At 60.7% G+C, this 13,328-nt stretch carries 12 protein-coding genes; 2 read left to right on the forward strand and 10 right to left on the reverse strand.

All coding sequences use genetic code 11. The features are described 5' to 3' along the window. Window positions 1–11: 11 nt before the first annotated feature. The 7 genes from ACA059_RS30035 to ACA059_RS30065 all read right to left on the reverse strand — a co-directional run bounded on the left by ACA059_RS30035 (window position 12) and on the right by ACA059_RS30065 (window position 9,095). Window positions 12–578, reverse strand: coding sequence for a phosphonate degradation HD-domain oxygenase (locus tag ACA059_RS30035; RefSeq protein ID WP_497631995.1), 567 nt, complete (start codon window positions 576–578; stop codon window positions 12–14). Next, window positions 578–1,711, reverse strand: coding sequence for a TIGR03364 family FAD-dependent oxidoreductase (locus ACA059_RS30040; RefSeq protein ID WP_497631996.1), 1,134 nt, complete (start codon window positions 1,709–1,711; stop codon window positions 578–580). The genes ACA059_RS30035 and ACA059_RS30040 overlap by 1 nt, the downstream gene beginning before the upstream one ends. Before the next feature lie 165 nt (window positions 1,712–1,876). After that, window positions 1,877–2,902, reverse strand: a complete 1,026-nt coding sequence (locus tag ACA059_RS30045; RefSeq protein ID WP_497631997.1) for a putative 2-aminoethylphosphonate ABC transporter substrate-binding protein — start codon at window positions 2,900–2,902, stop codon at window positions 1,877–1,879. A gap of 31 nt (window positions 2,903–2,933) precedes the next feature. Next, complete coding sequence (locus ACA059_RS30050; RefSeq protein ID WP_497631999.1) at window positions 2,934–4,658, reverse strand: putative 2-aminoethylphosphonate ABC transporter permease subunit; 1,725 nt, start codon at window positions 4,656–4,658, stop codon at window positions 2,934–2,936. Further along, on the reverse strand, window positions 4,658–5,734 hold the full coding sequence (locus ACA059_RS30055) for a putative 2-aminoethylphosphonate ABC transporter ATP-binding protein (protein WP_497632000.1): 1,077 nt from the start codon (window positions 5,732–5,734) through the stop codon (window positions 4,658–4,660). The genes ACA059_RS30050 and ACA059_RS30055 overlap by 1 nt, the downstream gene beginning before the upstream one ends. A 210-nt stretch (window positions 5,735–5,944) precedes the next feature. Then, on the reverse strand, window positions 5,945–6,808 hold the full coding sequence (locus tag ACA059_RS30060; protein WP_497632001.1) for a LysR family transcriptional regulator: 864 nt from the start codon (window positions 6,806–6,808) through the stop codon (window positions 5,945–5,947). Between the two features lie 16 nt (window positions 6,809–6,824). Further along, window positions 6,825–9,095, reverse strand: coding sequence for a heavy metal translocating P-type ATPase (locus tag ACA059_RS30065; protein ID WP_497632002.1), 2,271 nt, complete (start codon window positions 9,093–9,095; stop codon window positions 6,825–6,827). A gap of 86 nt (window positions 9,096–9,181) precedes the next feature. Between ACA059_RS30065 and cadR the strand changes: the two genes are divergently transcribed. Next, window positions 9,182–9,631: a Cd(II)/Pb(II)-responsive transcriptional regulator gene (gene cadR, locus ACA059_RS30070; protein ID WP_010466748.1), complete on the forward strand. Its 450-nt coding sequence runs from the start codon at window positions 9,182–9,184 to the stop codon at window positions 9,629–9,631. Between the two features lie 130 nt (window positions 9,632–9,761). On the opposite strand, the gene ACA059_RS30075 is transcribed toward cadR, so the two are convergent. The 3 genes from ACA059_RS30075 to ACA059_RS30085 form a co-directional block, all read right to left on the reverse strand. After that, window positions 9,762–10,733: a thymidylate synthase gene (locus ACA059_RS30075; protein WP_033060541.1), complete on the reverse strand. Its 972-nt coding sequence runs from the start codon at window positions 10,731–10,733 to the stop codon at window positions 9,762–9,764. Between the two features lie 48 nt (window positions 10,734–10,781). After that, complete coding sequence (gene lgt, locus ACA059_RS30080) at window positions 10,782–11,588, reverse strand: prolipoprotein diacylglyceryl transferase (RefSeq protein WP_497632003.1); 807 nt, start codon at window positions 11,586–11,588, stop codon at window positions 10,782–10,784. Between the two features lie 83 nt (window positions 11,589–11,671). Further along, window positions 11,672–12,454: a sulfite exporter TauE/SafE family protein gene (locus tag ACA059_RS30085; protein WP_033060544.1), complete on the reverse strand. Its 783-nt coding sequence runs from the start codon at window positions 12,452–12,454 to the stop codon at window positions 11,672–11,674. Between the two features lie 120 nt (window positions 12,455–12,574). On the opposite strand from ACA059_RS30085, the gene ACA059_RS30090 reads away from it, so the two are divergent. Beyond that, entirely contained in the window at window positions 12,575–13,321 is a 747-nt protein-coding gene (locus ACA059_RS30090) for an NRDE family protein (protein WP_497632004.1), read from the forward strand. Window positions 13,322–13,328: the final 7 nt, after the last annotated feature.

Here is a 13,328-nt window from a genome sequence, read left to right on the forward strand (position 1 = left end):
TGTGAGACAAATCAGCGCGCCTCGCCGGACAAGACACTCGCGGCTTTACGCTTTAAAACCTCGAGATTGATCACCGGCACCCGCATTTCCTTGGCCTGCTCATCCCACTGCCGCATCCGCAAACTGACGGCACACAACGGATCCTGCTCGAAGGCTTCTGCCTCTTCAGCGGTCATTACACCACCCTGATATTCCAGGGTCCGGCGGCTGGCTTCACTCAAGCGCTCGTAGTACCCGGGCTCTTTGAGCGTCAGATACCGCTTGGCCTGAACGTGGTATTCCACAAGCCGCGCCATGCGCTCGCTGAAACCTGCGCGGCGTAAATAATCCGCGCCCAACCGTTCGTGACTGACCACGCCGAAGCCGCCCATGTTCTCGGCGCTCTCGGCGCAGATATGGCCGATGTCGTGGAAGAACGCCGCCAGCACCACCTCATCATCGAAACCTTCGGCCATAGCCAGTTCGGCCGCCTGGGACATGTGTTCGATCTGCGACACCGGCTCGCCGATGTAATCGCTGTCGCCAAAGCGCTCGTACAACGCGAACACCTCGGCGATCACTTGTTCATTGCGGCCCATCAGAGTTCTCCCAATAAGGTGGCGACGTTACGTTCAGCCATCGCCGGCCCGACGCTCATGCCGACACCCGTGTGCATCAGTGCCACGCTCACTCCCGGCATCGGACGCAGGAACGAGAACGGCCCCGGTCCACGAGAACCATAGACACCCTGCCAGCGTTCGACCACTTGCACCTTGCAGCCCAACGTCTGCTCGGCCAGTTCAATCATCCAGTTGTCCACTTGCTCGGCATTGAACGGTGATGGATCGCTGCCGTAGTGGTGGGAATCGCCGATGATCAATTCGCCATACGGCGTCGGACTGATCAGCAGGTGAATACCGTTTTCATGCAGGTGCGGCGTGTCTCGCAGGATTTGCGCCTGCACCGCCGCCGCTTCCGGCAGATCGGCAAACGCACCGTAGTGCACGCAGCTCAAACCGGTGAGCAGCGCGTGTTGCAGGTTGAGGTTGATTTGCGGTCGAGCGCGAAGCATTTGCAGGCGGCAGATTTGCGGGTTGAGTTCGGCGATCGGCTCAGCCAGCAGCGTCTGATAATCGTGGCCGGAACAGACGATGATCTGCTCGGCACTGAAGGATCCGGCGGTGCTGTGCAAGCGGCCAGGCTCGACGTCGCGCACGAGTGTGGAGAAGTGAAACGCAACGCCGAGTTCGCGACGCAGATAGTCGATCAACGCTGGAATGGCCTCACGGGAATACAGTTGCTGATCGTCCATGCCGTGCATCGCGGCGCGGTGATGGCTGAATTGGCCGCCGTACAAGTCGCGCAATGCAGCGCCGCGCAACAGCTCGACGCGGTAACCGTGTTCCACGGCGCGGCCGGCGCAGAAGGCTTCCAGCAGGTGTTCTTCGGCGTCGGTGCGAGCGAACAGGTACGAGCCATTGCGCTTGAGTTGCAGGCCGGCGAGTTGTGCCCATTGGCCCCATATTTCGCGACTGGCCTTGGCCAGCTCGAGCATCGGGCCCGGTGGTTGGCCGGTGACCAGTGCCTGACCGAAGTTGCGTACTGATGCGCCTAAGGGCGTTTCGCAGCGCTCGAAAACAGTGACTTTCAAACCGCGCTTGGCGGCGGCGTAGGCGTGGGACAGGCCGAGGATGCCGGCGCCGACAATCAGCATGTCGTTGTGTTGTGTCATTAAGAGATGTCCTGAATTCTGTGGCGAGGGGATTTATCCCCGTCCGGCTGCGAAGCAGTCGTAAAACCATCGCCCCGGGTGTGCCTGATGCACTTCGGTCGCAGGTTTTAGGGCCGCTTCGCAGCCCAACGGGGATAAATCCCCTCACCACAGGTTGTGCATTGTTTACTTGGCAGCCACTTTCTCGGACTTGCCGTCATAGCGCTTGCGCCATTCGGTGAGGATTTCGTCGCGATTCTTCGAAGCCCAGGCAAAGTCGTTCTTGATCAAACGCTGCTCATAATCCGCTGGCAATTCGGTCTGCGGCTTGGCAATACCCGGTTGCGCGAGAACGGCGAAGTTCTCTTTATAAAGCTCCATCGCCGCCGGGCTGGCAGAGAAGTCAGCCAGCTTCTTCGCCGCGTCTTCATGCTGGGTGCCTTTGATCACAGCCGTCGCTTCGATCTCCCAGCCCAGGCCTTCTTTCGGCAGGATGATGTCCAGTGGCGCACCTTGGCGTTTCAGCTGAACGGCCGGGTATTCGAAGGAAATACCGATCGGAAATTCACCCGCCGCCGCCAGCTTGCACGGTTTGGAACCGGAGTGAACGTACTGGCCGATGTTCTGGTGCAGGTCGTCCATGTACTGCCAGCCCTGCTTCTCGCCGAAGGTTTGCAACCAGGCGCTGACGTCGAGGAAACCGGTGCCGGACGAGGCCGGGTTGGGCATGACGATCTTGCCTTTGTACTCAGGCTTGGTCAGGTCCTGCCAGCTCACGGGTTTGGTCAAACCCTGCTTTTCGGCTTCGACAGTGTTGAAGCAAATGGTCGCGGCCCAGACGTCCATGCCGACCCAGGCTGGCGGGTTGGCAGCGTCGCGGTAGTTGCCGCCGATCTTGCCCAGGTCCTTCGGCGCGTAGCTTTGCAGCATGCCTTGCTGATCAAGAATCGCCAGGCTCGAAGCAGCCAGGCCCCAGACCGCGTCAGCCTGCGGGCGAGCTTTTTCGGCCAGCAGTTTGGCGGTGATGATGCCGGTGGAGTCGCGCACCCACTTGATCTCGATGTCCGGGTTGGCCTTTTCGAAGGCTTCTTTATAGGTCTTCAGTTGTTCGGCTTCGAGGGCGGTGTACACCGTCAACTCGGTTTGCGCCGCGAAGGCGTTCAGGCTGAAAGCAGTGAGGACAGCAGCGGCCAGGGCCATAGGCTTGAACATGATCTTTTCCTGTTTGAGTTGAGGGTGTGAATCAGTTGCCGGGTGCCGTCTGCCGCCAGGCTTGGGAGCGGCGCAACAAACCGCGCGAGGCCCAGGCCAGCAGCAGGGACACGCCCGCCGAGGTGAATAGAATCAAAGTCGACATCGCCGCCGCGCCGCCGACGTTGCCAGCGTCGTCCATGTTCAGCACCGCCACCGCGGCGAGGATGGTGTCGGGGCTGTAGAGGAAAATCGCCGCTGACACGGTGGTCATGGCCGAGACGAACAGGTAGCGCACGATGTCCAGCAGCGCCGGCAGGCAGATCGGCACGGTGACGCGCAGGTAATGCCGATACAGCGGCGCCTTGAGCGACAGCGCGGCGGCTTCGAACTCGGCGTCGAGTTGGCGCAGCGCCGTGGTCGCGGTCATTTGCGCGGTGGTCAAATAGTGAGCAATGGTGCAGACCACCAGCAGCGTCATGGTCCCGTAGAGCACATGCAGCGGGTTGCCGCTGAGGTTGAAGAAGAAGACATAACCCAGTCCCAGCACCAGACCCGGCACCGCCATCGGTACGAAACTGAGCATGCGCAGAGTCAGATTCAGCCCGCGCTGGCCCTTGGTTTTTTCCATCAGGTACGCGCCGGTAAAGATCAGCACGCTGCCGATCAACGCCGTGCACACGGCCATCTTCACGCTGTTGCCGTAGGCCAGCCAGCCACCGCCCGCCGTGTCATTGAACTGATAGTGGTTGAGCGACAGCGACAGGTTGTACGGCCAGAATTTCACCAGCGACGAGTACACCGCCATGCCGAACACCAGCAGCAACACCGCGCAGATCAGCAACACGATCGCCAGGTAGCAACCGTCCCGCCGTTTCGACGGTGCCGGTTGAAACACCTGAGCCCGGCCGCTCATGGAGTCGCCGTGACGCCGACGCAGCCAGGCGTCGACCCCAAAACTGAACAGCGCCGGCAACAGCAGGACCATGCCGATCAACGCGCCGCGACCGAACTGTTGTTGGCCGACCACGGCTTTGTAGGCTTCCAGCGCCAGCACCTGATAATCGCCACCGACCACCACGGGCACGCCGAAGTCGGTGATGGTCAGGGTGAACACCAGACAGAACGCCGCGAACACAGCCTGACGGGTTGCCGGCCAGGTGATGCTGCGAAAGGCTTTTGCCGGACTGGCGCCCATGCTGGAGGCGGCATCGAAGAGTCGCGCATCCGCCAGGGACAGCGCCGACAGCAGAATCATCAGCGCATGTGGGAAGGTGTAGATGACCTCACCCAGAACAATGCCCCAGAAGCCGTAGATATTATCCGAGAGCAAACCGCGCAACATGCCCTGATTGCCGAACAGATAGACCAACGCAATCCCCGGCAACATCGACGGCGCCATCAGCGGCAACAGCGACATGCCGCGCCAGATGCCTTTGCCCGGAATCAAGGTGCGTTGCAGGGCGTAGGCAAACAGGTAGGCCAGCGGTACGACAATCGCCGCAACGCTGAGGGAAACTTTCAGGCTATTGCCGAGCAACCAGTGGAAATTGGCACTGGTCACCAATTCACGGGCGGCCACCAGACCGCCGCCCTGCCCGGCTTCAGAGCTGAAACCACGCCAGAAGATCGCCAGCAACGGCATCAGCACCGCGACGCCGAGTAACACCAGCAAAAGGACTTTGCCGCCGACCACGAACACCCGGTCGCCGATCTCGGCACGGGAGGTCTGCCGAACCTGCTTGTGCGGTATCGGCAGCGCGAGGTTCGCGCTCATCAGGCAAATACCTGCAGGCTGCGCGGTGGCAAGGCGACCATGATCTGCTGCGCGCCGAGGCGCGGCATGGCTTCCGGCGCCAGTTCCGCCAGCAGCGCATGACCCGGCAGTTGATCGAGTTCGAAACTCATGCGGCAGCGGTTGCCGAGGAAGGTGATTTCGCGAACCTTGGCCGGGAACAGGTTTTCTTCATGCACGGGCGGGTTGACGTTGATCGCTTCAGGGCGGCAGAACAAACGTCCGGACGCGGCTTTGGCGCTCCCGTCGGCCAGGCGCATGTTCATCCCGCCGACCTGGGCATGGCTGTCGCTGCTGCGCTGGAATGGCAGCCAGTTGCCCTGGCCGACGAACTCCGCCACAAACGGCGTGGCCGGGCGGTCGTAGATTTCCTGCGGCGTGGCGTATTGCTCGACCTTGCCGTTGTTCATCACGGCGATGCGGTCGGCCATCAGCATGGCTTCGTCCTGATTGTGGGTGACCATCAGGGTGGTGATGCCGAGGTTGCGCTGTAGCTGGCGCAGTTCGGTGCACAGATGCTCGCGGACCCTGGCGTCGAGGGCCGACATCGGTTCGTCCAGCAACAACAAGGACGGCGCCGGCGCCAAGGCCCGGGCCAGTGCGACGCGTTGCTGTTGGCCACCGGACAATTGGCCGGGGTACTTTTTCTCACTGCCAATCAGGCCGACCAGCTCCAGCATCTGACCAACACGCTTGCGCACTTCATCGCGACCACTGCCGGCGAGGCCGTAGGCAATGTTCGCTTCGACGGTGAGATTGGGAAACAGCGCGTAGGACTGAAACAGAATGCCGTAGTCCCGAGCCTGGGGCGCCAGGTGGGAAACGTCGCGATCACCGAGGTACAACTCGCCGCTGTCCTGTTTCTCAAGACCGGCGATGCAGCGCAGCAAGGTGGTTTTGCCACAACCCGACGGACCGAGCAGGCACACCAGTTCACCGGCCGCCACGTCGAGGGAAACGTTATCCAGCGCGGTGAAGGCGCCGAAGCGTTTCTGCACGCCGCGCACTTTCATCGGGGCGCCGGGGTTGGTCAGGGCAGTTGCGATCGAGTGGTTCATGGACAGGCCTCATCAAGCAGATGAAGGCCATCCTAGATTTGTAATGCGTCCGTCATGTGGCAGTGAGGCAAAAACGGCTGATAGTGGTATTCAAGGATTTGGGTTGCCTGGACTGACGCCATCGCGAGCAAGCTCGCTCCCACAGGGGAACGCGGTCAACTGTGGGAGCGAGCTTGCTCGCGATGAGGCCAGAACAGGCAATAGAGATTTTCAGGCCGGGGCCATTTCCTGCGCCAACCCCAGAAACGCCGCCGGCAGTCGCGCGCCTTTTCGCTCTTTGAGGCAGTACAAATACTCGGGAATCTGCGGCGCATTCTCGATGGTCAGCACGCGCAGTAGCGGATCATGCGGCACTTCCTGCCGAGCAATGATGCTGATGCCGATATTGCGCAACACCGCCTCACGGATCGACTCACGGCTGCCAATCTCCAGCAGCGGCCCGAAACTCACCCCGGCGCTGGCCAGCAATTCCTCGGTCAGACGTCGAGTGGTCGAGCCTGACTCGCGCATCAATAACGTATGCCCGGCCAATGCACTCAGAGGAACATGGTCGTGAACCGCCAGCGGATGATTGCGATGCACCGCAAGCACCAGCGGATCGCTGCCGAGCACCCGGCGAATCAGCCGTGCATCGTCGAGCAACTGCGAGGACGCGGCGACATCCACCCGGTAATCTTCCAGGGCTTCAAGTACCTGCTGGGAGTTGCCGATCTCCACTGACACTTCCACCTGCGGCAAGCGCTCGCGGAAGGTCTTCACCAGATCGAGGATGTAATACGGCGCGGTCGCGGCAATGCGCAACGTGCCCTGCACCTGACCGCTGTTACGCAGGAAGAACTCGATATCGGCTTCCTGCTGCAACAGCGCCTTGACCATCGGCAGCAACCGCGCACCTTCATCGCTGACGCTGAGGCGGCGGCCGCCACGATAGAACAGCTCAACCGAGTACTGACTTTCCAGATTGCGAATCTGCGTGGTCACCGTGGGTTGGCTCAGGCCGAGTTTTTTCGCCGCCAGGGTAATGCTGCCCAGGCGGGCAACCATGTAAAACGCCTTCAGCTCGGCACTCAGCACACCCTTCCCTCATCGCTTATTTGCGCAACAGGCGCAAACCGTTAAACACCACCAACAGGCTCACGCCCATGTCGGCGAACACCGCCATCCACATGGTGGCGATCCCGGCGAAGGTTACCCCAAGAAAGATCGCTTTGATGACCAATGCCAGGGCAATGTTCTGTTTGAGGATGCTTGAGGTTTGCCGTGACAGCCGGATGAAGGTCGGAATCTTGCGCAGATCGTCGTCCATCAGGGCGACATCGGCGGTCTCGATTGCGGTATCGGTGCCCGCCGCCGCCATGGCAAAACCGATTTCGGCTCGCGCCAGCGCCGGAGCGTCGTTGATGCCGTCGCCGACCATGCCGACGTTATGGCCCCGTGCATAAAGGGCTTCGATGGCTTGCAGCTTGTCGGTCGGCAGCAGATCGCCCTTGGCCTCGTCGATGCCGACTTGCGCGGCAATCGCCTGAGCGGTGTGGACGTTGTCGCCGGTGAGCATCAGGGTTTTGATGCCCAGGTCGTGCAGTTGCCGGATTGCTTCGCGGCTGGACTCTTTCACGGTGTCGGCCACGGCGAACAGCGCCAAGGGGCCGGATTTGTCGAGCAGCAGCACCACGGACTTGCCCTGTTTCTCCAGCGCAAACAGCTTTTCCTCCAGCGCAGGCGAGCACAGGTTCAGTTCTTCCACCAAGCGGTGGTTGCCTAAATGGTAGACCTGACCATTGACCTCACCGCGTACACCACGACCGGCCAGCGCTTCGAAGTTATCCACAACGAGCGGTGCGAATTGTTTATCCACAGCCGCGTTGGCAATGGCCAAGGACACTGGGTGATCGGAGCGACCGGCCAGCGCCGCCGCAATCGCCGGGGCCAATTCATCGGCAGTTGGATCAAGCGACAAATAATCAGTCTGCACCGGTTTGCCGTGCGTGATCGTGCCGGTCTTGTCCAAGGCCAGGTAATCGAGCTTGTAACCGCCCTCCAGATAAACGCCGCCCTTCACCAGAATCCCTTTGCGCGCCGCTGCCGCGAGGCCGCTGACGATGGTCACCGGGGTGGAAATCACCAAAGCGCATGGGCAGGCGACCACCAGCAACACCAACGCCCGGTAGATCCAGTCGAACCACAGCGCGCCCATAAACAGTGGCGGAATCACCGCCACCGCGAGCGCCAGGATAAACACCGCTGGCGTATAGATTTTCGAGAAGCTGTCGACGAAGCGCTGGGTCGGTGCCCGAGCGCCCTGGGCCTGTTCCACGGCGTGGATGATTCGCGCCAGGGTGGAGTTGTTGGCCGCCGCGGTCACGGCGTATTCCAGGGAACCGGCCTGATTGATGGTGCCGGCGAAGACTTTGTCGCCGATGGTCTTCTCCACCGGCAGGCTTTCACCGGTGATCGGCGCCTGATCGATGGTCGAACTGCCCGCCACCACTTCACCGTCCAGACCAATCCGCTCACCGGGACGTACCCGCACTCGCGCCCCCAACTCGATGGTTTTGACATCCCGCTCGATCCAACTGCCGTCGGCCTGCTGCACCGTGGCCTGTTCCGGGGTCATCTGCATCAGGCCGCCGATGGCGTTGCGCGCCCGGTCCAAAGACTTGGCCTCGATCAACTCGGCCACGGTGAACAGGAACATCACCATCGCCGCTTCCGGCCACTGACCGATCAGGATCGCGCCGGTCACCGCGATGCTCATCAGCGCGTTGATGTTCAGGTTGAGGTTTTTGAGGGCGATCCAGCCTTTTTTATACGTAGTCAGGCCGCCGCTGAGGATCGAAACCAGCGCGATGATCGCCACCACCCAGTTCGGCGCGGCGTTCGTGAAGTGGATCACTTCAGCCGCTAGCGCACCCACGCCAGACAGCGCCAGAGGCCACCAATGTTTTTTCTCAGGCGTCGGTGCTGGTGTTTCGGTGCCCTCGACCATCGGCTCGGCGACCATGCCCAGCGACTTGATCGCTTCGATGATCGGCGCCGTACTCGGCAGATCGTGGGTCACACCCAATACACGGTTGATCAGGTTGAATTCCAGTTGCTGCACGCCCGCCAGCTTGCCCAGTTTGTTCTGGATCAGCGTCTGCTCGGTCGGGCAGTCCATGGCGTCGATGCGGAAACTGCTCAGCCGTGCACCGTCGGTCGGCTTGTCGCTCAACTTGATCAACGACGGTGCCGCCGCTTTGGAAGAACAGCATGAATCCCCGTGGCTGCCATGATCATGGCTCTTCTGCACAGGCTGCAACTTGTGGCTGTGATCGTGATCATGCCCGTCTTCGGGTTTGTGAATATGAAGGGAATCGCTCATCGGGTCGCGTCCATGAAAGGTGCCTGTTGCCAAGTAAAGACCCTGTAGCCACTATAGGGTCAAGCACCCATTTGGAGATTGTCGTCATGAAGATCGGAGAACTGGCCAAACTCACCGACTGCGCCGTGGAAACCATTCGCTACTACGAGCGCGAAAACCTGCTGCCGGAGCCGGCCCGCAGCGACGGCAACTACCGCGTCTACACCCAGGCTCATGCCGAGCGCCTGACTTTCATCCGCAACTGCCGCACGCTCGACATGACGCTGGAAGAAATCCGCAGCCTGCTGGCCCTGCGCGACAGCCCGCAGGATCAATGTGAAAGCGTGAACGCGTTGATCGACGAACACATTCATCACGTCAAAGCACGGATCGATGGGTTGATGGCGTTGCAGACACAACTGCTCGACCTGCGCCAACGCTGTGGCGAGGGGCCGGATATTGATCAGTGCGGGATTTTGCAGCGGCTGGAGGTCAGTGGCGGGGTTGTGGCGACGGAGGTTGAGCATTCGCATGTTGGCCGCAGTCACGGCCACTAAAAACACCACAAAACCCTGTAGGAGCTGCCGAAGGCTGCGATCTTTTGATCTTTAGCGATGCTGGGCCGCCGAAGATCAAGATCAAAAGATCGCAGCCTTCGGCAGCTCCTACAGGGGATCGCCGTAAGGCTTAGACCGCCATCGGCGCGGTCATTGGGGCGTGGTGCTCGTAACCTTCCAGCGAGAAATCGCTCGGCTCGATCAACTCCAGCCACTCCGGCTGATAAACACCGGTCTTGGCAAACTCCGGCACACGGTCGCTAATCACCAGTTTTGGCATCGGGAACGGCTCGCGCTTGAGCTGTTCATTCAGCATGTCCAAATGGTTTTCGTAGACGTGGGCATCACCGATGAAATAGGTGAACCAACGCGGCGTGTAACCGGTCAGGCGACCGATCAGGCTCAGCAGCGCGGCGCCTTCGGTGAGGTTGAACGGCGTGCCCAGGCCCAAATCATTGGAGCGGATGTACAGAGTCAAAGAAATCTCTTTGGTCTCCACATTTGGGTGGAACTGGTACAGCAGATGGCACGGCGGCAGGGCCATTTCGTCCAGCTGGGCGACGTTCCAGCCGTGGAACAGAATGCGGCGGCTGCCCGGATCCTTGATGATGGTGTCGACGCACTGGCGGATCTGGTCGATCGCCTTGTACAGCACCACGTAAGCCTGGCCGTCCTCTTCGCCTTCGGCGATTTGGCGGTAGCCCTGACTCAGGGTCTGTTCGATGGCGGCCTGGTTGCTGACCGGAATCTGCTTGTACGCCGGCCATTTGCGCCATTGCACGCCGTAGATCTCGCCGAGGTCGTCTTCGCCCTGACGGAACGGGTTGGCCAGCCACTGGGCGTTTTCGTTGGCGTTCTGATCCCAGACCTTGCAGCCCAGCGCACGGAATTCGGCGGCGTTGTTCACCCCGCGCAGAAAACCACACATCTCGCCGATGGCCGATTTGAAGGCCATCTTGCGCGTGGTGATCGCCGGGAAACCTTCCTTCAGGTCATAACGCAGCATCGCGCCGGGGAAGCTGATGGTGTTCACGCCAGTGCGGTTGGCCTGTTTGGTGCCGTTCTTGATGACGTGGGCGACCAGTTCGAGATATTGCTTCATGAGTTACCTGTGTCCTTGAACCCGGGACCGTCGCCCCGGGGTTCGAATTTATACAGCCGCCGCTGGAGCCGCCGGTGCACGGTGATACGCCAGCCAGATCAGGTACAGACCGCCGAGGATCATCGGTACGCACAGTACCTGACCCATGGTCAGCCAGTTCCAGGCCAGATAGCCCAGTTGCGCGTCCGGTACGCGGACGAATTCGACGATGAAACGGAAGATGCCATAGAACAGCGCGAACATCCCGGACACCGCCATGGTCGGCCGCGGCTTGCGCGAGAACAACCAGAGAATGGCGAACAGCGCTACGCCTTCGAGCGCGAACTGATACAGCTGCGACGGGTGGCGCGCCAGTTGCGCCGGATCGGTCGGGAAGACCATCGCCCACGGCACATCGGTGGCCTTGCCCCACAACTCGGCGTTGATGAAGTTGCCAATACGTCCGGCGCCCAGACCGATCGGCACCATCGGTGCGACGAAGTCCATCAGCTGGAAGAACGACTTGCCGTTCTTTTTACCGAACCACAACGCGGCCAACATCACGCCGATGAACCCGCCGTGGAACGACATACCGCCCTTCCACACTTCAAAGATCAACAGCGGGTTGGCGAGGTAAGCACTCAGATCATAGAACAGCACATAGCCCAAGCGGCCGCCGACAATGACCCCCATCGACATCCAGAACACCATGTCGGAGAGTTTCTCTTTACTCCAGGTCGGGTCGAAGCGGTTCAACCGGCGCGATGCCAGCAGCCAGGCGCCGCCGATGCCGATCAGGTACATCAAGCCGTACCAGTGGATTTTCAGCGGACCGATGGCCAATGCCACCGGGTCGATCTGCGGGTAAGGCAGCATTGCGACTCCTCGTTAGAGTTGAAACCTTTAAAATTCCCGGGCGACGCTGTCACGCCAGGATTAAGTCAGGATTGCGGTACACGTCAGAGCAAGAAGTTCAGGCCCACGCAGAACAGCAAAGCGGCGAACAGTCTTTTCAGCAACTTCGGCGACAGACTGTGAGCCAGTCGTGCGCCGAGGCGAGCGAAGAACATGCTGGTCAGGGCGATCCCCAGCAGCGCCGGCAAATAAACAAAACCGAGACTATGAGCCGGCAGCAACGGATCGTGCCAGCCCAGAATCATGAAAAATAGTGCACTGGACAACGCAATCGGCAGACCGCAGGCGGATGAAGTGGCCACCGCTTGCTGCATCGGTACGCTGCGCCAGGTCAGGAACGGCACCGTCAGCGAGCCGCCGCCAATCCCGAAAATCGCCGATGCCCAGCCAATCACACTGCCGGCCACGGTCAGACCGACTTTACCCGGCACCGTTCGGCTGGCCTTGGGTTTGAAATCCAGCGCCAGTTGCGCGGCGATGACCAGGGCGAAGACGCCAATAATTTTCTGCAAGTTGGGCCCGGAAATCGCCTCTGCCGTCAGCGCACCGAAACCGGCACCGATGAGAATACCGAGGGTCATCCAGGCAAAAATCGGCCAACGCACGGCACCGCGACGGTGATGTTCGCGGATCGCATTGACCGAGGTAAATATGATTGTCGCCAGGGACGTACCGACCGCCAGGTGCGTGAGAATCGACGGATCGAACCCTTGCAGCTTGAAACTGTAAACCAGCACCGGAACGATAATGATCCCGCCGCCGACCCCGAACAGCCCGGCCAGCACGCCTGCACAGGCGCCCAGCGCCAGATAGAGCAGAAATTCCATGCGCATCCCCAAATGAGAGCGGCATGGTAACGGATGCATGGCCTCAAGCTCCACTGGATGGCGATGGATACCCACACGATGACTGAGTAGAGTGGGCAGAAAACACACAAGGACTACCTTATGTGCCTGATTGTTTTCGCTTGGCGACCGGGTCACGCCCAGCCGCTGATCGTGGCGGCCAACCGCGACGAATTCTATGCCCGGCCCAGCCTGCCCCTGGCGCAATGGCCCGAAGCACCGCACGTGCATGCCGGTCGCGACCTAGAGGCCGGAGGCACCTGGCTCGGTGTTGGCGCCAATGGACGCTTTGCCGCGCTGACCAATATCCGCGATCCGCATCAGCCGCCCGCACGCAAGTCGCGAGGGGAGCTGGTGGCGCGATTTCTGAGCGGGGATGTGCCGATAGATGACTATTTGAGCGACGTTGTTGCACGTTCGCTGGAATATTCCGGATTTAACCTGCTGATCGGTAATGCCAACGAGTTGTGGCACTTCAATGCCCGGGAGACTGAGGCGGTGATGCTGCCACCGGGGGTTTATGGGTTGTCGAACGCCGGGCTGGATACGCCGTGGCCGAAACTGCTCAAGGCGCGGGCAGCGCTGGAGGAAGTGCTGGACGATCCGCAACCCCAGGCTTTATTGGCGCTGCTGAATGATCCGCAGACGGCGCCGTTTGCCGAACTGCCGGATACCGGGGTTGGCTTAGCGACCGAGACATTGTTGTCGAGTGTGTTTATTGCCAGTCCGACTTATGGGACCCGGGCGAGTACGGCGTTGATTGTTCAGACGGATGGGACACGGTGGATGGTTGAACGGAGTTTCGGGCCGTATGGTGGGCATTTGGGGGAAGTGGAGATCAGGGTTTAGATTGGTG

The organism is Pseudomonas sp. LBUM1647 (assembly GCF_059716175.1).

Excerpts from the sequence above, each read along its gene's own strand:
- ACA059_RS30035 (WP_497631995.1), bottom strand. The coding sequence starts at position 578 with ATGGGCCGCAATGAACAAGTGATCGCCGAGGTGTTCGCGTTGTACGAG.
- ACA059_RS30040 (WP_497631996.1), bottom strand. The coding sequence starts at position 1,711 with ATGACACAACACAACGACATGCTGATTGTCGGCGCCGGCATCCTCGGC.
- ACA059_RS30045 (WP_497631997.1), bottom strand. The coding sequence starts at position 2,902 with ATGTTCAAGCCTATGGCCCTGGCCGCTGCTGTCCTCACTGCTTTCAGC.
- ACA059_RS30050 (WP_497631999.1), bottom strand. The coding sequence starts at position 4,658 with ATGAGCGCGAACCTCGCGCTGCCGATACCGCACAAGCAGGTTCGGCAG.
- ACA059_RS30055 (WP_497632000.1), bottom strand. The coding sequence starts at position 5,734 with ATGAACCACTCGATCGCAACTGCCCTGACCAACCCCGGCGCCCCGATG.
- ACA059_RS30065 (WP_497632002.1), bottom strand. The coding sequence starts at position 9,095 with ATGAGCGATTCCCTTCATATTCACAAACCCGAAGACGGGCATGATCAC.
- cadR (WP_010466748.1), top strand. The coding sequence starts at position 9,182 with ATGAAGATCGGAGAACTGGCCAAACTCACCGACTGCGCCGTGGAAACC.
- ACA059_RS30075 (WP_033060541.1), bottom strand. The coding sequence starts at position 10,733 with ATGAAGCAATATCTCGAACTGGTCGCCCACGTCATCAAGAACGGCACC.
- lgt (WP_497632003.1), bottom strand. The coding sequence starts at position 11,588 with ATGCTGCCTTACCCGCAGATCGACCCGGTGGCATTGGCCATCGGTCCG.
- ACA059_RS30085 (WP_033060544.1), bottom strand. The coding sequence starts at position 12,454 with ATGGAATTTCTGCTCTATCTGGCGCTGGGCGCCTGTGCAGGCGTGCTG.
- ACA059_RS30090 (WP_497632004.1), top strand. The coding sequence starts at position 12,575 with ATGTGCCTGATTGTTTTCGCTTGGCGACCGGGTCACGCCCAGCCGCTG.